The 19,861-nt window shown below is 56.9% G+C and carries 17 protein-coding genes and 7 pseudogenes; 9 read left to right on the top strand and 15 right to left on the bottom strand.

Annotated features, from left to right (window positions below; all coding sequences use genetic code 11):
* The 5 genes and pseudogenes from P3T22_RS32150 to P3T22_RS32130 form a co-directional block, all read right to left on the bottom strand.
* On the bottom strand, positions 1–137 hold a 137-nt coding region (locus P3T22_RS32150; protein ID WP_429327135.1), incomplete at its 3' end, for a porin.
* Between the two features lie 529 nt (positions 138–666).
* Positions 667–870 (bottom strand): annotated as a pseudogene (locus P3T22_RS32145) (IS66 family transposase); the annotation flags it as partial.
* 21 nt (positions 871–891) lie between these two features.
* Positions 892–1,086: pseudogene (tnpB, locus tag P3T22_RS32140) on the bottom strand (IS66 family insertion sequence element accessory protein TnpB); the annotation flags it as partial.
* Between the two features lie 36 nt (positions 1,087–1,122).
* Positions 1,123–1,305: pseudogene (locus P3T22_RS32135) on the bottom strand (flavin reductase family protein); the annotation flags it as partial.
* Between the two features lie 136 nt (positions 1,306–1,441).
* Positions 1,442–1,660 (bottom strand): annotated as a pseudogene (locus tag P3T22_RS32130) (LysR family transcriptional regulator); the annotation flags it as partial.
* A gap of 168 nt (positions 1,661–1,828) precedes the next feature.
* On the opposite strand from P3T22_RS32130, the gene P3T22_RS32125 reads away from it, so the two are divergent.
* The 4 genes from P3T22_RS32125 to P3T22_RS32110 all read left to right on the top strand — a co-directional run bounded on the left by P3T22_RS32125 (position 1,829) and on the right by P3T22_RS32110 (position 5,101).
* The gene (locus P3T22_RS32125; protein WP_429327133.1) at positions 1,829–2,110 is read left to right on the top strand and encodes a hypothetical protein; all 282 of its coding nucleotides are present in this window, start codon (positions 1,829–1,831) and stop codon (positions 2,108–2,110) included.
* Positions 2,111–2,496: 386 nt separating this feature from the next.
* Positions 2,497–3,246, top strand: coding sequence for an electron transfer flavoprotein subunit beta/FixA family protein (locus P3T22_RS32120; RefSeq protein ID WP_429327132.1), 750 nt, complete (start codon positions 2,497–2,499; stop codon positions 3,244–3,246).
* 16 nt (positions 3,247–3,262) lie between these two features.
* Positions 3,263–4,225 carry an electron transfer flavoprotein subunit alpha/FixB family protein gene (locus P3T22_RS32115; RefSeq protein ID WP_429327131.1) on the top strand — a complete coding sequence of 321 codons (963 nt, stop codon included), beginning with the start codon at positions 3,263–3,265 and terminating at the stop codon, positions 4,223–4,225.
* A gap of 21 nt (positions 4,226–4,246) precedes the next feature.
* Positions 4,247–5,101 (top strand): 3-hydroxybutyryl-CoA dehydrogenase, encoded by an 855-nt coding sequence (locus P3T22_RS32110; RefSeq protein ID WP_429327130.1) that lies wholly within the window; start codon positions 4,247–4,249, stop codon positions 5,099–5,101.
* Positions 5,102–5,212: 111 nt separating this feature from the next.
* Here P3T22_RS32110 and P3T22_RS32105 read toward each other — a convergent pair.
* The 4 genes and pseudogenes from P3T22_RS32105 to P3T22_RS32090 all read right to left on the bottom strand — a co-directional run.
* Positions 5,213–5,809: pseudogene (locus P3T22_RS32105) on the bottom strand (substrate binding domain-containing protein); the annotation flags it as partial.
* A 65-nt stretch (positions 5,810–5,874) separates the two neighbouring features.
* Positions 5,875–5,934 (bottom strand): annotated as a pseudogene (locus P3T22_RS32100) (hypothetical protein); the annotation flags it as partial.
* Between the two features lie 115 nt (positions 5,935–6,049).
* Positions 6,050–6,649, bottom strand: coding sequence for a 2-hydroxychromene-2-carboxylate isomerase (locus tag P3T22_RS32095; protein ID WP_429327134.1), 600 nt, complete (start codon positions 6,647–6,649; stop codon positions 6,050–6,052).
* 25 nt (positions 6,650–6,674) lie between these two features.
* A complete protein-coding gene (locus tag P3T22_RS32090) occupies positions 6,675–7,409 on the bottom strand; it encodes an SDR family oxidoreductase (protein ID WP_429327129.1) in 735 nt (244 codons plus the stop codon).
* A 219-nt stretch (positions 7,410–7,628) separates the two neighbouring features.
* On the opposite strand from P3T22_RS32090, the gene P3T22_RS32085 reads away from it, so the two are divergent.
* From P3T22_RS32085 to P3T22_RS32075, 3 genes are all read left to right on the top strand, one after another.
* Positions 7,629–9,263 carry an AMP-binding protein gene (locus tag P3T22_RS32085; RefSeq protein WP_429327128.1) on the top strand — a complete coding sequence of 545 codons (1,635 nt, stop codon included), beginning with the start codon at positions 7,629–7,631 and terminating at the stop codon, positions 9,261–9,263.
* Positions 9,264–9,473: 210 nt separating this feature from the next.
* Positions 9,474–9,788: a DUF485 domain-containing protein gene (locus P3T22_RS32080; RefSeq protein ID WP_429327127.1), complete on the top strand. Its 315-nt coding sequence runs from the start codon at positions 9,474–9,476 to the stop codon at positions 9,786–9,788.
* Positions 9,785–11,452: a cation acetate symporter gene (locus P3T22_RS32075; RefSeq protein WP_429327126.1), complete on the top strand. Its 1,668-nt coding sequence runs from the start codon at positions 9,785–9,787 to the stop codon at positions 11,450–11,452. Before P3T22_RS32080 ends, P3T22_RS32075 begins: the two co-directional genes overlap by 4 nt.
* 298 nt (positions 11,453–11,750) lie before the next feature.
* On the opposite strand, the gene P3T22_RS32070 is transcribed toward P3T22_RS32075, so the two are convergent.
* Positions 11,751–13,922 carry a molybdopterin-containing oxidoreductase family protein gene (locus P3T22_RS32070; RefSeq protein WP_429327125.1) on the bottom strand — a complete coding sequence of 724 codons (2,172 nt, stop codon included), beginning with the start codon at positions 13,920–13,922 and terminating at the stop codon, positions 11,751–11,753.
* Between the two features lie 705 nt (positions 13,923–14,627).
* Positions 14,628–15,251: a MarR family winged helix-turn-helix transcriptional regulator gene (locus P3T22_RS32065; protein ID WP_236721074.1), complete on the bottom strand. Its 624-nt coding sequence runs from the start codon at positions 15,249–15,251 to the stop codon at positions 14,628–14,630.
* Positions 15,252–15,513: 262 nt separating this feature from the next.
* Here P3T22_RS32065 and P3T22_RS32060 point away from each other — a divergent pair, with 262 nt between their 5' ends.
* Positions 15,514–15,879, top strand: coding sequence for a LysR substrate-binding domain-containing protein (locus tag P3T22_RS32060; RefSeq protein WP_429327124.1), 366 nt, complete (start codon positions 15,514–15,516; stop codon positions 15,877–15,879).
* A gap of 70 nt (positions 15,880–15,949) precedes the next feature.
* On the opposite strand, the gene P3T22_RS32055 is transcribed toward P3T22_RS32060, so the two are convergent.
* Positions 15,950–16,774, bottom strand: coding sequence for a TetR/AcrR family transcriptional regulator (locus tag P3T22_RS32055; protein WP_429327123.1), 825 nt, complete (start codon positions 16,772–16,774; stop codon positions 15,950–15,952).
* Positions 16,775–17,191: 417 nt separating this feature from the next.
* Here P3T22_RS32055 and P3T22_RS32050 point away from each other — a divergent pair, with 417 nt between their 5' ends.
* Positions 17,192–17,782 carry a TetR/AcrR family transcriptional regulator gene (locus P3T22_RS32050; protein ID WP_429327122.1) on the top strand — a complete coding sequence of 197 codons (591 nt, stop codon included), beginning with the start codon at positions 17,192–17,194 and terminating at the stop codon, positions 17,780–17,782.
* Between the two features lie 503 nt (positions 17,783–18,285).
* Here P3T22_RS32050 and P3T22_RS32045 read toward each other — a convergent pair.
* The 3 genes and pseudogenes from P3T22_RS32045 to P3T22_RS32035 form a co-directional block, all read right to left on the bottom strand.
* Positions 18,286–18,492: pseudogene (locus P3T22_RS32045) on the bottom strand (IS3 family transposase); the annotation flags it as partial.
* A gap of 12 nt (positions 18,493–18,504) precedes the next feature.
* Entirely contained in the window at positions 18,505–19,554 is a 1,050-nt protein-coding gene (locus P3T22_RS32040) for an IS110 family transposase (RefSeq protein WP_429327121.1), read from the bottom strand.
* A gap of 78 nt (positions 19,555–19,632) precedes the next feature.
* The coding region (locus P3T22_RS32035) for a hypothetical protein (protein ID WP_429327136.1) at positions 19,633–19,861 on the bottom strand (229 nt) is incomplete at its 5' end.

Genomic DNA, 19,861 nt, shown 5'->3' with positions numbered 1-19,861 from the left:
GTGGCGGAGGTCTTGACGTTGTTGGTATACATCAGACCGGCATCGATCAGGCCGTACAGGGTGACCGAACTCTGTGCATGGGCGGCCGATGCGGCAAGTGCAGCGGATACGGCGAGGGCGACGGGGATTTTTTTCATGATTTAACTCTAGCGGGTTGGGATTCAGACCGAAAACAGCGGCGCGAGTATAGAAGGCACGAAGCTGCATGATGTCATTTCCTGGCTGGATTACACCATTACGTTTTATTGAGGTAATTCGTCATAATTTCGAAACAATTTTGATGAAATCCCTGCCAGAAAAGGCGCGGTGCTGTATGTCATCCCATGCGGGACGCATCCGGGACGAATCGCCGTTGTATTGAAGCGACGGCATCGGGTTAGCCGGCATCTCAACCGCCGGCATCCCACCGCTTGACATGACAGAAGACAGCGCCCATCTGTATCTGGCTTTGACACACCGACATGCACGCCGACACCTCGATCTGGCCTCGACATGTTGCCGGCACGTTTTGACAAACCGAGGTACAGATGCATCGGCTGTTCGCTGGCACGACCGTTCGCCGAGATAGAGCTAAACGTTAGACAAATGGTCGTTCAGGCTTCGCTGGCCGTGCATAGTCGGGATGGTGAGCGGCCGCTTTTTTGGTAATCGTCCGACCACTGCCGCGATCGCCGCCTCGATTGCGTACAGTTCGCCGATCCGGCGCAACGCTTCAGTGTTGACCTCGTTTCTGCGTGCGACGAACAGATCATGGAATTCGCGTCGCGCGTGTGCCATGCATCCAGCCTCGCGCATATCACCACCCTCGTAGATCGCGTTGTATCCCGCAAACGCATCGGCCTGCAACGTTCCCCTGAAGTTCTTCAGATGTGCGCGCGTTGTCACATACGTTTACAAAGCGCTGCAGGGTCGGGCTGCATCGACAGGCTGTCGCCAGTCGAATCCTTCGAGCAGAAGACCGAGTTGTGCACTGGTCAGCGAAACAACACCGCCGTCAGCACGAGGCCAGGCAAAGCGCCTACGCTCCAGGAGTTTGGCGAACAGGCATAGCTCGCCGTCACGCCAGTACAGGCATTTGATGAAGTCACATTTGCGACCGTCGACACCGAGCCATCCTTCTGTGAGGTTCCAGCCGAAAAGACCGGTTTCCCGAATGTTCAGCAGCGAATCCTTCGGCTCTATGCTCGAAAATCCGACAATGGGGGGCGTGTAGTTGAACGGATTGAAGAAGCTATACGGCGCCAGGTTGGCGACGCCATTGGCATCCCGCGTCGAAATCCAGCCGATTGGCCGCGGGCCAAAAATCGCATTGAACGGGTCATGCGGAAGTCCGTGACCACAGGCACACTCGCGACGGTAGCCATCTGATGTTCGCTATACGCACCACCGTCGAGCAACAGGTTCTGGCCGATAGGGGAGAGGGTTATTGATTGTCACATTGTGCTTTGCAGCCCCGCTCATAGATCACGCGTCCTACATCGGTGAGCGCGACTTGTGTTCTATCGCGAATCAGGAGCGGCTGGCCAATTTCTTCCTCGAGTTGGCGCACCATCTTGCTGATAGTCGATTGGGTAACAAACACCGCGGACGCGGCCTGTGTGAAGTTGCCAAGGCGCACGGTCTCGACGAAATAGCGCAAAGTACGGATATCAAAGGAAATGTTCGCGGTGGCTTGGCATGAAAAAAGTGACTGCCAAGTATGGTAATAAGTCGTATTTGAAATGATCAAGTTTTCTCTAAACTCTCTTAAGTGCACGATCTGATCACACGCGACAGATCAGATTGCACTCGTCGGCAACGAGGGAGCGCCGTAAAAAAGGAGATGGAAGTGCTAGAGAAGCGCATTCGCATACCACGCCTTCGCGAGAAGGTTGCGACCGCGGAGGCAGCAGCATCGTTGTTCCCTGATGGTATGACCGTCGCAGCGAGCCGCTTCGGTGCTGCCGGTGATTGCAAGCGGGTCCCGCGTGCTTTGGCTGCGCGGGCGCAAGATGGAATGCGCATTACGCTAATGACGGGAGCATCAACAGGCTACGACATTGATGGCGTGCTTGCTGAAGCTCGTGCCATTCGTCGGCGCATACCGTACCAGAATGACAAGATCCTCTGAAACCAGATCAATGCCGACGCCGCGTCCCCATCGCGAGCCTATCTGCTTACGGCGCCAGAGCAACGCATCGGGCACACGTTTATATCCGCTCCGCTACACCGATAGGCATTGCACGACTATGTGGCGCAAGCGTGTATTCGCGGCGGCCAAACACCGCATCTGATCGAAAATGCGCTCGCGTGGCATGCACGCTGCCGCGAGCATGGCTCCATGGACCGTCAACTGTGACTTCGTTTTCGCGGTCAAGCCAGCGCTAACGGAAACCTGAAAGGATTGGTGTCCGGAACACTATTACATGCCCGCAGCACGGTGACGATAGTCGGGTAGAGACGAATCGTTACCTGCAGTGGCCTAAATTAAGCGAAATTCTGCCTGGGAGAAAATTCATGGTGATTCTTGTGCCAGTCAAACGCGTAGTTGACCACAGCGTGAAGGTCCGCGTGAAGTCGGACAACACGGGTGTCGACATCGCCAATGTGAAGATGTCGATGAATCCGTTCGACGAAATTGCCGTCGAAGAGGCGGTGCGCCTGAAAGAAGCGGGCGTCGCGACAGAAGTGATCGCGGTGTCGGCGGGCGTCACGCAATGTCAGGAAACGCTGCGCACGGCGCTGGCGATTGGTGCGGACCGCGCCATCCTGATCGAGTCGAACGAAGACCTGCAACCGCTGGCGGTCGCTAAGCTGCTGAAGGCGCTGGTCGACAAGGAACAGCCGCAACTGGTGATCCTCGGCAAGCAGGCCATCGACGACGATTCGAATCAGACAGGTCAGATGCTGGCTGCGCTGGCGAGTCTGCCGCAAGCTACTTTTGCGTCGAAAGTGGTAGTCGCTGACGGCAAGGTGCAGGTGTCGCGCGAAATCGACGGTGGCGCGGAAACGCTGTCGCTGAAACTGCCCGCGGTAATTACAGCTGATCTGCGCCTGAACGATCCGCGCTACGTGACGCTACCGAACATCATGAAGGCGAAGAAGAAGCCTCTCGAGACACTCAAGCCCGAAGACCTCGGCGTGGATGTCACGCCGCGTCTGAAGACGCTTAAGGTCAGCGAGCCGCCCAAGCGCAGCGCCGGCGTGATGGTCGCCGACGTGCATACCTTGGTCGAGAAGCTCAAGATTGAAGCCACGGTGCGTTAAGAGGGAGACGAACGAAATGACGATTCTGGTAATTGCCGAACACGATGCCCCGAAGGACGCCCCCTTGGGGGGCAACGGGTCGCTGAAAGCCGCGACGCTGAACAGCGTTGCCGCCGCGCAGAAGATTGGCGGCGATATTCATGTGTTGATCGCGGGTCACAACGCGCAGGCTGCGGCTGAAGCGGCAGCGAAGGTGGCAGGCGTGGCGAAGGTGCTGCTGGCCGATGCACCGCAACTGGAAGCAGGTCTCGCGGAAAACGTCGCAGCGACGGTGCTGAACATCGCGAAGGACTACACGCACATCCTGGCTCCAGCTACCGCTTACGGCAAGAACATCGCGCCGCGCGTTGCAGCGAAGCTGGACGTCGCGCAGATCAGCGACATCATCGCAGTGGATTCTGCCGACACATTCGACCGCCCGATCTACGCGGGCAACGCGATCGCGAAGGTGCAGTCTCAAGATCCGATCAAGGTCATCACGGTCCGTTCGACCGGTTTCGATCCTGTTGCAGCCGAAGGCGGCAGCGCAACGATCGAGAAAATCCAGGCGGCAGCCGACAGTGGCCTCTCGCAGTTCGTCAGCCGTGAAGTGACGAAGCTGGATCGCCCGGAACTGACGTCGGCGAAGATCATCGTCTCGGGTGGCCGCGGTCTGGGCAACGGCGAAAACTACACCAAGGTGTTGGAGCCGCTGGCCGACAAGCTGAACGCCGCGCTGGGCGCATCGCGTGCAGCCGTGGATGCGGGCTTCGTACCGAACGACTATCAGGTCGGCCAAACCGGCAAGATCGTCGCGCCGCAACTGTATGTGGCAGTCGGCATCTCGGGCGCAATCCAGCATCTGGCCGGGATGAAAGACAGCAAAGTGATCGTCGCAGTCAACAAGGACCCGGAGGCGCCGATTTTCAGCGTCGCCGATTACGGTCTGGTCGGTGATCTGTTCACGGTCGTGCCGGAACTCGTTAGCAACCTTAATTAGCACGCAGTTGAGGCAAACACAATGACAATCGAATCAGTCGGGATCGTGGGTGCAGGCACTATGGGAAACGGCATCGCTCAGGCGGTGGCGGTAGCCGGTCTGAAGGCAGTGATAATCGATGTGACGGATGATGCGCTCGAGAAGGGCTTGGCAACACTCAAGCGCAGTCTCGAACGCCTCGTCGTGAAAGGGAAGCTCGACGCGGGTGCGCGGGACGCCGCACTCATGCGCATCGTGACGTCGACCGACTATGAGCTTCTCGCAGGCGCCGACATTGTGATCGAAGCGGCCACCGAGAATGTTGAGCTCAAGACGCGAATTCTCAAGCAGATCGAGGTCGCGGTACGGCCTGAGACGATCATCGCGTCCAATACATCTTCAATTTCGATTACCGAATTGGCGACGACACTCGCGGATTCGTCGCGTTTTATCGGCATGCATTTCTTTAATCCAGTGCCGATGATGCCACTTGTCGAAGTCATTTTGGGCTTGCAGACCAGTGCGCAGGTCGCAGAGGACGTGCGCGAGCTTGCACTGCGTCTGGAAAAAATGCCGATCGCCGTAAAGAACTCACCGGGCTTCGTGGTGAACCGCATTCTCGTGCCAATGATCAACGAGGCATTCTTCGTGCTGGCGGAAGGTGTCGCGAGCGCCGAGGAAATCGATGCGGGCATGAAGCTCGGCGCGAACCATCCAATCGGGCCACTGGCGCTCGCCGACCTGATCGGCCTCGACGTATGTCTTTCGATACTGGACGTGTTCCTGAAGGACTTCGGAGACTCGAAGTATCGGGCCTCCACGTTGCTTCGCGAGATGGTGGCGGCGGGTCGGCACGGCCGCAAATCAGGGCAGGGGGTCTACCAATACCCACGTTGACCAAATTATTCCTGGTTGTTACGTCCGCTTGACCAGGCGCAATCGGATATGTCGGCAAATCCAGCGCGGATCGCGACTGTCCATCCGGGCCGACGACAGTGTGCGTTAATGTTAAGGACACACGTACCGATTTTCCATCTCAGACGCATCGGACGACGTCTCTTTCGCGAGTTGCTCCTGGGTAATTTTTCCAAGCAGTGCGAGGTCACGTGCAATCAGCTGAGGAAGATAGGTACGGAGGCACTCCACCCACGTCTTCGTCTTTGCATCAACATACTTTCGGGACGGATATAGCGCATACACGTTGGTTTTCTGCAATGTATGACGCGCCAATACACGTACCAGGGTGCCGCTGCGCAATCCTTCGATCGCTGCGTAGACCGGCAGCATTCCGATGCCCATGCCTTCGCGGATGGCCACGGCAAGCGCCTCTGGAATATTCACCTGAACTGGCCCATTGACCTGCATTTCGACGCTGCCCTCCGGACCGTCGATTGTCCAGTCGTGCACGCGAGACGCCGGCGACTTCAGAATCAAGCACTCGTGACGGTCAAGATCGGCGGGCACGCGCGGCACGCCGTGTGTCTTCAGATACATCGGCGACGCACAGAGGATACTGAACGTCGAGCCAAGCAGGTGCGATACGATGTCGGAGTCTGGCAGCGACAAAGCGGCAATGACCGATACATCGCTGCTTTTCTGAAAGAGATACCAAAGTAATTTATGTTCACCATGCCCGCCTCAATCGCATTCGAAACATGTGTCGCCGTGCGCAACGAACTGGTGAACACATAGGAAACCAGCCGAATGGCAGACTGTTGGCGCCTGCGCACGCCTTCTTCGATGTCGTGAAAGCAGCACGACGTGAGCGATGGGGCCAAATGGTTCTTCGTGCAGTAATCTAGCGTTGCCGGGTTGATCAACAATCCCGACGGCCCTCATCACAGGTCAGACGGCAACTTGTTCCTGTCGGCGGATTTCCTCTTCGGCGTACTGGACGCGATCCTGGCCGAAGAACATTGTGTTACCGACGAAAAGCACCGGCGCGCCGAAAAGCCCACGCTGGACAGCGGCCTGCGTTTCCCGTTTCAGCGCATCCTTGATTTCCGGGTCTTGCGTTGCCGCCAGAATCGCGTCGACGGGCAGATGTGCGGCCGTGAGGACTGTCTTGATCTCTGCAATATCGCCGAGATTGCGCCCGTCTGCCCACATTGCCGTGAACACTGCGTCTGAATATTCGAGCAGAAATCCTTCGCGCTGAGCATATATTGCACCGCGCATCAGATTGAGCGTATTGATCGGGAAGTTCGGGTTGACGGTGAATGGCACCCCATATCGCCTCGCAAAAAACTCCATGTCGGCAATCATCCACTTACGCTTCAGTGGGATGTCCATGGGTGACACGTTGGATGTTGCCTGCAGAATGCCCCCGAGCAGGATGGGCCGGAAACGTACAACTGCTCCCGTGCGTTCTGCCAGTCCGGGCATTTGCTCGTAGGCGAGGTAACTCGTCGGACTACCATAGTCGAAATAGAAATCTACCTGCATAGACACAGTTGTCTCCTTGGACATCTCAGATGTTGGTGACGGGTTCAAGCCACGGGCGAATATCAAACTCAAAGGTCCATGCACTGCGTTTTTGCGTGTGCATGTACCAGTAGGTGTCGGCGATGTCATTGGGCGCAAGCAACCCGTCGGCTGGGCGTGATGCCACCAGATCGGGGAAACGCTCCCGAACGAAGGGGGTGTCGATTGGCCCGTCGATTACCGGGTGAACGATATGCAGCCCCTGCTTGCCAAATTCGCGCGCCATGCTCTGGGCGAGCGCGCGCAAACCATGCTTGGCGCCAGCGAAAGCCGAAAAGCCCTCGCCCCCGCGGATACTTGCCGTTGCCCCTGTGAGGAAGATAGTTCCTTCTCCCCGCGGTGCCATATATTTTGCTGCCTCCCTCCCGGTTAGAAATCCTGAGAAACACGCCATTTCCCAGACCTTGTAGTACTTCTGGGCCGTTGTCTCGCGCAAACCGAACTGGATATTCGCACCGATGTTGAAGACAACAATCGCCAAAGGACCCAGGTCGTTTTCAATTGCGGCGAAGAGGGAAACGATCTGGTCTTCCTTGCGGGCGTCGCATCCAAATGCGTGAGCGTTACCCCCTTCCGCGCGGATTGACTCCACTAACGGCTCGAGTTGCTCTGCGTTACGGCGCGCAACGCAAACGGTCAGACCTTCACGCGCAAAGCGGCGCGCAAGTGCGGAGCCGAGACTGTCGCCGGCACCAACGATCAGAGCGGTACGGGTTTTCACGGTAGTGATTTCCTTTGTTTGTAGGTGTGAATACACCTATCATATCGCCAATACAAACTATTTCAAGCGCTGAATCGCATCGTACTGACTTTGGGAGTCGCTTACTCAAGGTGATTTTTACGGGTATCCGCTAGCACGCGGTGACATCCCGCCAAAGACGTGAGTTTTCCCAAGTGAAGTAGCACAAGGTTGCAACGCACTCAATGTAGGAGACAAGCAATGCCATCTATGTTCGACGAAGGGCTCAACAAGACCAAAGCAAACCATACGCCACTGTCGCCGTTATCGTTCCTTCGACGGTCAGCCGAGGTTTATCCCGAGTATGTGGCTGTCGTGTATGGCGACTATCGTTTGACCTATCATGAGATGCGGGAGCGCTGCATGGCGTTTGCTGGATTTCTGGATACGGCAGGTCTGGGCGAGGGCGATGTCGTTTCAGCCATACTGCCGAACATCCCGGAAATGGTCGAGATGCACTTCGCCGCCAACACTGGCGGCAGGGTCTTGCACCCCATCAGTACGCGCCTCGATGCTGCCGCGATACGGTTTCAGCTTGAACACGCAGAGTCAAAGATTCTTGTTTTCGACAGCGAGTACGCTGGAACCGTCGGCGAAGCCGTGGCTGGGATGACCTCCCCCCCGACCCTGATTGAGGTCAATGACCCGTACGCAACATTCCAGGCCAGTGACCTGCCCTCTGCGGTGCCCTATGAAAGCGCACTCGTTATGGGGGCGCAGGCGGCACATTTGCGTGGACCACGAGACGAATGGGAGCCGATTGCGCTTTCCTATACATCTGGGACGACAGGCAATCCCAAAGGTGTCGTCACGCATCACCGAGGCGCCTATCTCAATGCGATGGCAAACACGGTCGCATGGTCCATGCCATCGCATGCAACGTACCTCTGGGTACTGCCGATGTTTCACTGCAATGGCTGGTGCTTCCCGTGGACGATTACCTTGCTCGCGGGCCGACATGTATGCCTACGCAAGGCAGATCCGCGCGAGATTGTTCGTCTTGCGAATGAACACCAGGTGACCAACCTGTGCGCGGCGCCCGTAGTGCTTTCCATGCTTGCCGAGTGTGGGAGGGAAGGCTTGGCGTTTGTTCGACCGGCGCGGATCCTGACTGCCGGGGCCGCGCCTGCGCCGCGAGTCATTGCGGATATCGAACGTCTTAATGCAGAGGTCACTCAGGTTTACGGATTGACGGAGACCTATTCCTCCACCGCTATTAGCGCCTGGAAGGCCGAATGGAACGAGCGTCCGGATGACGAGCGATACAAGCTCAAGTCTCGTGCAGGCGTGCAGTACCCGGCTTGCGAGGAACTCGAGGTGGTTGGACAGACATTCGCGCCGGTGCCGCGCGACGGCAAGACCGTCGGCGAAGTAGTGGTTCGGGGCAACACGGTCATGCGTGGTTATCTCAAGAACTCGACCGCCACTGAGGAGGCATTCGCCGGTGGCTGGCTCCATACCGGCGATCTGGCCGTCCGTTTCCCCGATGGCTATATTGCCATCTGCGACCGATCAAAGGACATGATCAATTCTGGCGGGGAGAAGATGTCTTCGCTCGAGATAGAGGAGGTTCTGATTTCGCATCCTGCGATATTCGAGACAGCGGTAGTGGCAGCACCGCATCCCAAATGGGGCGAGGTTCCATGGGCGTTTGTCAACGTTCGCGAAGGGCACACCCTCGGCGAGGACGAACTAATTACCTATTGCGCGGCGAGGCTCGCGCGCTACAAGGTACCCACGCGATTTATCTTTGGTCCGCTTGAGCGGACCGCAACCGGAAAGGTGCAGAAATTCAAATTAAGGGAAATTGCCAGGGACACGTCCGCTCAAGATTAGATGTGGACAAACGCAGGTGGCAGCGCGTCTCAATACCCCAAAAAATACGCGGCAGCATTTTTTGAATCTGCGAAAAAAAGGCCGCCGTGCGGTTGGCTTTCGATATGACGCTACCGCCGTAGGGGTTGCTCGAATCACCGGGTGAGATTAAGCAAGACGGATCGATGGCAGGATAGAAATTCCCACAACCTTGGAGCATCAGGAGTGTCCATGTCTCAAATCGAAACTCACGAAAAAATCCGGCGAAACCCGAAATTCGCCATGATGGTTCGCAAGCGCACGCGACTCGCGATCATGCTGTCGGTCATCGTGCTGGTGCCGTACTACGCATTTATGATGATCACTGCCTTCAGCCCCGAACTGCTGAGCCGACCACTTGCCGCCGGCGCAGTGATGACGGTTGGCTGGCCGCTTGCGACGATCATGATCGTCGGCGCCTGGATGACTACTGGCGTTTACATCCTGCGTGCCAATGGCGAGTTCGATGCGCTGAATAAGGAAATACTCGAGGAGGCATCCAAATGAAACGTTGCCTAACCGCTCTCATAATCGGACTCGGTTTCGCCTCACTGGCTATGGCTACACCGGTTGCCATGGAAGGCGTCCGGAAGCAGCCGGTCAACGTTAGCGCCATCGCGATGTTCATTGTTTTCGTGCTGGCGACTTTTGGCATCACCAAATGGGCAGCCGGGCGCACCCGGTCAACCGCCGACTTCTACACCGCCGGCGGCGGAATTACCGGTCTCCAGAACGGTCTGGCGATCGCCGGCGATTACATGTCGGCCGCGACGCTGCTAGGGTTGACGTCGCTGGTCTATGCGTCGGGCTTCGACGGCTTCATCTACACGGTGAGCTTCTTCATCGGTTGGCCGATCATCCTTTTTCTGATAGCCGAACGACTGCGCAACCTCGGTAAGTTTACCTTTGCTGACATCGCCTCATATCGCCTCGATCAGGGTCGCATTCGGACGTTCGCCGCATGTGGCTCATTGACCGTTGTCTGCTTCTATCTGATTGTCCAGATGGTCGGCGCCGGCCAGCTGATCCAGCTGCTATTTGGGCTGGACTACAACGTGGCGGTCATCTGCGTCGGTGTCTTGATGATGGTCTATGTGACTTTCGGTGGAATGGTCGCGACGACCTGGGTGCAAATTATCAAGGCGTGTCTGCTGCTTGGCGGCGGCATCGTGCTGATGCTCTTGTCGTTCGCCAGGTTTGGTTTTTCATTCGACGCGTTGTTCCGCGAGGCGGTTGCCGCTCATAAGGCTGGCGTCGGGATCATGAGTCCTGGTTCACTAATGGCCGATCCGGTTTCCGCTGTGTCGCTGTCATTGGGTCTTCTATTCGGCACGGCGGGACTGCCGCACATTATGATGCGCTTCTTTACCGTCCCGAATGCCCGGGAAGCACGCAAGTCGGTGTTTTACGCGACTGGTTTCATCGGTTTCTTCTTTCTCATTGTGATCATTCTTGGCATCGCTGCGATCAGCGTTGTCGGAACCAATCCGAACTTTTTTGAGGGTGGCCACGTTGGCGGAAAGCTGATTGGCGGCGGCAACATGGCAGTCATGCACCTTGCCAAGGCGGTCGGCGGCAACGTTTTCCTCGGCTTCCTGTCCGCGGTCGCTTTCGCGACGATCCTCGCGGTCGTATCCGGCCTGGCCCTTGCAGGTGCCTCGGCCGTTTCACACGACCTCTATGCCCGGGTGATCAAGAAGGGAGACGTGACCAGCGCCCAGGAGCTGAGGGTGACCAAAGCTACATCGGTCGTAATCGGCGTACTAGCCATCATCCTCGGCATCCTCTTTAAAGACCAGAATGTTGCGTTCCTCGTTGCGCTTACCTTCGGCGTGGCCGCCTCGGTCAATTTCCCGGTGCTGATCCTGTCGATGTACTGGAAAGGGCTAACCACCCGCGGCGCGCTGTGGGGCGGAATCGTCGGTCTGGTCTCGGCGGTCGGTCTGGTGATCCTGTCGCCGGCGGTTTGGGTAAAAGTGTTAGGCAATGCCAAGGCGGTATTTCCATACGACCATCCGGCAATCATTTCAATGACCGCGGCGTTTTTCGTCACATGGCTGATGTCAGTGACCGACAAGAGCGCGCGCGCCGCCGGCGAAGCCGAAGCCTTCGAGGAACAGTACATCCGTGCTCAGACCGGGCTCGGTGCTACAGCGCCTTCAAGTCACTGATTACCCGGCCTTCTCGCTGACCAAAAGAACGCCGCTTCAGCTATTTCAGGAGCCCTCGGGCTCCTTTTTTATCGCGTGTCCTGCAGCAGCCGATGCCATCTCTCACGCTGCTTCGAGCACTGCCATCGGGCAGTGCTCGACCGTTCCGCGCTAGTTACGCAAACTGGGAGATATTCCCATTGTTCTGCCACGGGCTCTTTCGTAGGAGAACAGCAACTTGTCCATTCGAGGCGGGTGAGTGAACTGGCCGGTGTCGCAGCCGTCGTCAGCCTGCAGGGGCGCTGTAAGCGTCACGCATTCAGGCTTCGAACGGCTGAACACGACAGGCAATACCCTTCATGTGAGGAATACCCTGTTCGCGATCGAGGTGATCCTCGTCATCAGGGCATATCTGCGCATCGGCGAACTCCCATGCGCCCGAGAGTGTACCGTCCCCTTCCTCGCGTTCCGGTAGCCACCAGCCATGCGGCACACGGACAACGCCCTGAGGCATATCGGCGCGGATCGACGTCTTGAGCTTGACGCTCCCTTGAGGCGTGATAATAGACGCCCAATCACCTTCTGCGAGTCCCGAATTGGCAGCGTCCGCAGCGTGGATGAACATGGTCGGATCCGGCTTTCGCGCACGGAGTGCCGCGATGTGACGATGGCCTGTCTGGAAGAATTCATCGTCTCTGACGCCCATGAACATAGTCAGCGGAAACGCCGGATTGGCGGGAGGCGCATCGCGCCAGTAGGGAAGTGGATCAAAGCCCAAATCATCAAGCACTGAAGAGAAAAGCTCCACTCGGCCAGACGGGGTGGCAAAACCGGTTTCACGATACTTCTGATGCACGAAGGGCGGAGCATGGTATGGGTGTTTTTCGGCGAATGTGGCGAAGTCCATACCAAGTCGGTTCAGTCGATGGTCGAGCATTGCTTCATTCGATTCCCACGGAAAGTGCTCACCTAGGCCCATTCGTACCGCAAGGTCTCGCCAGAAGTCATAGACTGAATGGCATTCACCCGGGGCATCGACGACCTTTTGCGACGGCCGGTAGATGGCGGTCCACCCGAAGCCGTCGGCGAGACAATTGCGTTCGAGCCAGGCGTCCCCCGGAAGAATATAGTCTGCTAGCTGAGCAGTGGGCGTGCGGAAATGCTCGACCGCCACGACCAGATCCTGATTAAGGATCGCCCGCTGGATCAGTTGCATATTCGCAAAGCTCATCAGTGTGTTATTGCCCAGCGTGAAGAATGCCTTGACGGGGTAGGGATCTCCATCGGCCATCGCGCGAAACGTGGCGGATGGGTTCGCCATGTAGCATCCATTAATCAGATTTGGCCACTCATAGCCCCACACGCGTTTGGCGGGTTCCCGAAGGGCGGCCATTCCGCGATAGGTGAACAATGGATGAGTGGTAGAACCCAATTGCTTGGACTTCTGTGCGTCGGAGAGTACGTCGTGACGCTCCAGTTCCGATTCGTGAACGATATCAGGATGGAAGCCATGCAGGAGTTCCCCGCCCGGTACGTCGAGGTTGCCACAGATCGCACGAAGAATGCACATCAGTCGGATTGCTGAGGTCGAATTGCGTTGCTGATCGGTGATCGGAGTCCACGGAATGACTGCGGGCCCACTGGTGGCATACATGCGGGCTGCCTGTTGAATTAGAGCGACGGGCACACCCGTCAGTGCAACAACACGCTCAAGCGGAAACTCATTAACCCGCTCTCGGAGGGCGTCGAACCCAACGGTCCACTTCGCGACGAACTCCTTGTCATACAGTTCCTCGTCGAGGATAACCTTCAGCCAGCCAAGACACATTGCAGCATCGGATCCTGGTTTCAGTGGCAGCCAGAGATCTGCCTGCTCGGCATTCTCGCTTTTGCGTGGATCCAGAACGATCAGCTTTGCACCGCGCTGCTGGGCACGCCGGACTGCGTTGTAAACCGGTGTCCATGAATGCTGTTTCGGGTTGTGACCGAAGAGAACAATGCACTGCGTGTTGGGATAGTCAGGATAGGGATACCAGCCATAGACCAAACGGTTGACCGCAGCTGTGTTCCCAGCGCAAATCGCAACACCGCTGATCCAGTTGGGCGAACCGAGAAAATTCATGAACCGGCGCCCTGCGCCGTTATCGGTCTGGGTGTTCCATTGGGAGGTTGACACAGCCAACGCTTCGGGACCATAACGGGCAACTACTTTTGAGAGGCGCTCGGCAATGTCGTCCAGAGCGGCATCCCAGGAAACCTCTTGCCACTTTCCCTCGCCTCGTGCGCCAACCCGCTTCAAGGGATGAAGTATCCGCTTTGGGTGAGCGAATCCTTGCGGCGCGTGCACTCCCTTCATGCAGATATTTGCGCGCAAGGGGCGAGGATCAATCGCTTTGACAGAAACATCTCCAACCTTTCCGGACTCCGGAACTTCAGCTCGCACCTGACAATAGATATCGCATCCTGAACACAGCGCGCGTTTTTCCAACATGATTTGTCTTCTCCAATGAAGCACACCTCGAAAGTCGTCGTATGTGCCGGTATTCCCTGGTGCTCGCCGAACTTGAAATATATGTGCGTACACACTTATTATAGAGCGATATCTTGCGCGTGCAAGTTCGCGAAGAAGAACTCACCCGATGACTCAGATGAAACGCGACTCGATGTTCGCGCTCACCGGGAGTCGCAATCCTGCACAGCGGCGCATGAAGATACGCCGACCGAGGAATTACGCAACTGATGGAATGGGGTCAACAAGAAGGGGGCGGTCAGGTGCCCTGCGAGATCTAAACGACGATCACGAAGGAGCATATCATTCGGCTGGGCAGAGCTATGGGCTTCACCGTGACATTGGCACAGGACGATCTTGATAAATTCTTTTGAAGGCGAAGTATCGGGGATGCGCGCGCTCGTCCTCATTTTGCACGCGACCATTCTTGTTAATTTGCTGTCTTCGGCGCGATGCGGCAGACGCAATCGGTACGCGCTGGTACTCCGGCGTAGTTACGGGAGCGACCTGTTGCTTTTGATTATCATGTCCGCTCGCGACGTCCCAAGAAGATCATGGCACAGACTTCGATGCCTTCATGAGGTGCGGCATCAGATAGGCTGGGGGGGGGGGGCGATTGCGGCGTGTCCGGAAAATCGAGCCCGACGGTCAGCCCGGGTCATGTGTTTTTCAGAGTGATTCTGCAGACTACTGCAAAATATCCTCATGATTATCGCGAACCACGTGGATGGTGTCGCGAAGGGCAGTACGCAGGCTGCGCCACTGCTCGGAACCGATGCACTTGAACAGCTCCTGCTGAGCCAGTGTCCACGCACCTTCGCTCTTGGCGATCGCGGACTGGCCTTTGGCGGTCACAATAATATTTCGAAATCGACGGTCCTCACCGACGGAATCAGTGAGGAATCCCTGCTTGATCAAAGGATCGATCAGGCGTGTAACGCTCGTTCTATCCATCAACATTGCGTGTGCTATCTGCTTCATGCCAGCAGGAGCCAAGACGTCGATATTTCGCAATAGCGTGAATTGCGCCATTGTCAAACCGGTGTCACGCAAATAGCTATTGTACATTCCTGTTAGGAGACGCGACAGGCGATGCACGTCGAACAACGCACATTGCGTGAGGAGATCCTTGTCGTTATTTGGCAGAGGGCGCCGCTGACCGACCACCTTGCTCGTGCGTTCCTTCGCCGGGACTGCCTCTTTTAGCGCCTTCGCCATATTCACTTCCTCTCGCACTGCTGACATGCTCACGATCAATTCACACGTCAGGACGATTGTCAATCGATCGGCTTGGAGGTATTGCTGCGTCATAGGACAAACTGCTTCGACCGCAAATTTCTATCGCTTCTCCGTCCGCAAAAGCGCCTCTTGCGACGATGCGCATGAGGCGTCAAGGACTAGCAGCTATCCGCATGTTGCGACGTTTGTCTTCGTCACGATTATAGGTGTATCCACACTTTTTGCAAGGTGGAGTTTGCGACTCGTCCTGGATCATGCTGCAAACGCGGTGGCCATCCGTCACGCGGTTGCGACGCGCTGCGACATGGTCAGCCCAAGGCTCTAATCGTTTTAGATGTTGGCTGGCGGATCGACCGCAGGCCTCGGTATTGCACTCATCCCGAGGCCATTGATCAAGGGCGAGTTGCGGCGTGGGGTACTCGTGCCTATGTGCGACTACGACCACCCCAGCATGAATGCGTATTGTCTGATCTTTCCGGACGACCACTCGGAGAACCCGGCACTCGTGACGTTTCGCGAATGGCTCGAAAGCGAAACGCTGCAAAATCAGGGGCGGAAACCGCGAAAGGACAAGCGCACGACGGCGTCAATACCAGTGGAAAGCCCAAGTCCTTACGCTGCCGTTTCTGTCGCAAGCCGCGTCGCGAATCAAACCTCATCCGGTGGGTTCGGAGAGTGGTCAATGCCATCTCCACGTTGAGCGCCGGTAAGTAAGTGCGTCGTTTTCTTTTTGCAGTCTTGTGGGGTTCCCTATCGACGCGATGACAGTCTCAAAGATCGCTCGCTCCACTGATGGCACTGTCTGAATTCCCTGTGTCAACTTTCTCCGCGTGGGAGTTGAAGAGAGATTGCTCCAGGCGCGTAGACCACTTCTTATCGCCAGTCGCCCTGGCAAGCATGTTGGCACCGACCATTGCAACAAATGCGTTGCGCAGTTGCTCCTGCGACAGCGAACACGAAGGGTCGGTACGTGCAATGTCCACAAATGTGGAAAACAATTGATCAACGCCATCCCGATACGCGTCGTTTAGGGCCTCGCTCGCATGATGTGGTGCAGCGTCCTGGCCGAGAGCCACCATTGGGCAACTCCGCTCAACGGGTTTTTTGCTGAGGTAGTACGTGACGAGCCGTTTCAGGGCACCCGAGAGTGGGCGGCCCTTCGGGAACGCCTTAGCCGTCCAGTTCTTCACAGATTGCGTGAACCCGGCCGAGCAGGCCTCCGAAATCAAGGCGTCCTTCGATGCAAAGTGATGGTAGAAGGCTCCCTGAGTCATCCCCACGCGTGCCATGATCTCAGAGATGCCGGCCGCTGCAGCGCCACCGCAACGTACGATCGCGTCGGTCTCATCGAGTATCCGCTGTCGATTCTGTTGCGCCTGCTCTCGATTGGAACGCCCCACGATTGCACCACTCCTATTGCAAGAAACGATGACCAGTTTAATTGCAAGAAACGATGGCCAGTTTGCCGGGAACACAACAAAATGGTCTCCAAACACGGCATTGCGGGTTTGCGACTCACTCTTCGCGATGTAGCTCGAATATTTTCGGTGCGCCGCGGCGCGCACCACACAGCTATCTGAGGTCGGGCTTGCCAAGTGTCGCAAGATGCTCATAAAATACATTACGAGTAAAATGTATTTTACGCAAGGAAAGGGATCGGCGACTGAGCGTCGGATCTCAACTCTGGAAGTAGCTTTTCATGCTGAGCTGGGAACCGAAAATCACCGCAATGCATTGCATGTGGCATGGAATTGGGATATCGCGCATATTGATGCGAGATGCGACTTCGGCACAGTCACATGAGGCGTTACACGCTGCACCGAATATTGACAGTCCTACATGTGCTCATGAGATTCTCACCACGGCTGAGTTGGTGGCCGCTATAAGATCATGAAGCTGATTACCTTAGCCACGGGTCGGTAACTTTGAGCAAAGAGTACAACCTCGATCGGCGCGGAGGGGTAACGGCTAGGCGTGCCCAATCGGCCGACGCCTCTCCTCGCAAAGCCGGAGTGACATCACGGAGTACAAGGCGTACGACTGAGGAAGCACGTCGGATCATACTCGAAGTCGCGACGGCATTGCTGGCCAACAAATCTTATGAATTACCAGGACTTGAGCGGCTGGCCGAGCAAGCGGGCGTGCATAAGATGACGATTTATCGCGCGTTCGGGTCGAGAGAAGGACTGGCAAGAGCATGCGCCGAGTGGCTATGCAAACAGGAAGCGGCGTTATGGACTCAGACGGTTAAGAATTGTCTCGATGCCACCGGATGCCGAATACGTGTGCTATTCACCATTATTGCCGATCGTCTGCTCCGCGAAACGCCTACCGAATGCCGATTGCACATGCTTGCCCCTCATTTCGGAGATGCCTCCGATGACGTGTGTTCGACGCTCGAAGAGCGACGGCGCAACCTCTACGATTTGCTCCTCGAATTGACAAAGATTTCCGCTGTAAAAGAGCCCACCGCTCTCGCCGACGCGCTCTATCTCGTGTGGGAGGGTGCTGTCGTTCCTATCCGCTCTGAAGCCGAGAGGGTGCGCTTGGCCAGGAACCTGCCTGTAGTTGTCGATCGTCTTCTGAAAGCCTATTCAATATGAACCCATCTCGCGATCATAGAAGCCTCGTTATGCCAGACAGCTTTTATGATCGGGGTGCCTTCAAGAACAATCGTTAGATCGCTGCAACCTCAACTTCTACTCAATCTTTTTGAGCGTGTGCCAGACGCGCTCCTCGGCGGCCGCGCTCGCTACCCGCTTCATTCTTTGTCATTTCCTTGTCTCCTTGTGGTCACCTAATATCGGACCCAAGCGCAACAGGTACTACTATCATTGCGATAGCAATAACGTACAGATGCAGGTGAGTAGATGCCTGCCAGAGCGTCGAGCCGAAGCGACCCTGAACCCGTGAGCGTCATGCGGATTTCGGTATTCCGCATCATCGCAACCGAGCAAACGAGGAACGCTTCGACCTTGGCGACAGATTCATAATCGGGCGGAGGACGCTTTTTTGAAGCACCCTCCGCTCGCACCGGTTGTGCGACTTCCGCCCCGCAACAGGTCATGACCTTGCCCCCGTTCCGCGAATCCCATAACCGAGGGAATTATGCGGCTCGTCCCTGCTGAGCCGCGAACCAGTTTTTCTCGAATGTCATGGGACTGACGTAGTCGAGTGTCGAGTGCAACCGGCGTGCATTGTAAAAGCTCAGCCAGTCAATCACCTCATCCATTGCAGCACGCCGCGTGGTGAAGTGTCGTCCATGCATACGAGCTACCTTCAGCGAACCCCACAGGCTTTCCGTCGGCGCGTTGACGCTCCTATGTCAAGCGAGGCACGTCGAATCCGCCAGGTCGGCCAGAATAAGTGGGTACAGTTCCCTGACGATGTACCGCTTCAGGCAGCGGTGGATTTCCTTATTTGACAGGCCTTCCTTGGTCCGACGATCGACATAGGCCCGGGTACGCGGGTCGCTGCGCATCCGAACCATAGCGATGGTCCACAGGGCGTTGTTCGCAGCGCGGTCACCGCCCCTGTTCAAACGATGCCGGACCGTCCTACCGGACGATGCCTGCAACGGACTTGTGCCGCAAAGTGCCGCGAGCGCAGCTTCGTTTTTCAGGCGCTCGGGATTGTCGCCTGCAACAGCAACCAATACCGCAGCAGTCTGGGGGCCGACGCCGAATCGTTCACGAATCCGCCTGGCATGCTGGTTGGTCAGGTTGTCGAGCATGGTGTCGAGTGCTTTGAGCTCCTCTGCCAGCGTCAGCCAACGCTTCGCCAGCAACCGCAGCGTGGTCGTGAGAGTCTGCAACATTGGAGTTTTGCCCAGCGAGCGAAGACGCGCGCAACCCTCGACACATTCCGCGGTCTTCGTTTTCAGAAGACGCTCGCGGATTTCCTGGGGAGCGCTCACGAGCAAAGCTCGTAACTGGTTAATAGCTTGTGTCTTGGCCTTGACTGCGCTGCGTCTGGCAACGGAGACGGCACGCATCGCCTCTGCCGCGCCGGACTGTTCCTTTGGAATAGCAGTAGCTCTTCCGGAGAGGACGGCACGTGCGGCGTTTTCGGCGTCGGTGGGATCGGACTTCCCTTTAGATCGGCGCATCGCGCGATCGGGACGATTGACTTCAAACACCTCAATCTCACGATCGCGAAGCACGCGTGCCAATCCCGCTCCGTACGTGCCAGTCCCTTCAACTCCGGCGCGCTGTAGTTGGCCGAACGAATTTGCCCACGTCAGCAACTCGAAATAGCCTGCCGCGTCGGTCGATACCGATAGCGTTCCGAGAAGCCTGCCCGTATCGCTGATCACAGCCCCGACATGCGTATCCAGATGCGTGTCAACACCCAGAATCACTTCGTTTTGTTCCATGCGTATATCCGTTGTAGTGGGCGCATCGCCAACCCCACTCGCAGGACAGGACACTCACGGTGCAGAACAAAGCTCCTATCAGGTCACAGACGGTGAGCCCGGCAACGCTCGGGGAACGCCGGAATCCGATCGACAGGTCAACGCAAAGGCAGCTTGGCCAATCCCAGCACGGGTCAGATCGGTCCGACATTCAGAAGCGATCTTAGACTGAGTGTCCCAGCAATCGCCGCGTCGGCTCATCGACGAGCGCATGCCGTAGGCCTTCAGCGTGTCCTGGAACAGGCCGCCGCAATACTGGCTGCCCCGG

The sequence above is a fragment of the Paraburkholderia sp. GAS348 genome, from assembly GCF_050434205.1.
GTDB lineage: Bacteria > Pseudomonadota > Gammaproteobacteria > Burkholderiales > Burkholderiaceae > Paraburkholderia.
This window is presented reverse-complemented; position numbering and strand designations above follow the sequence as displayed.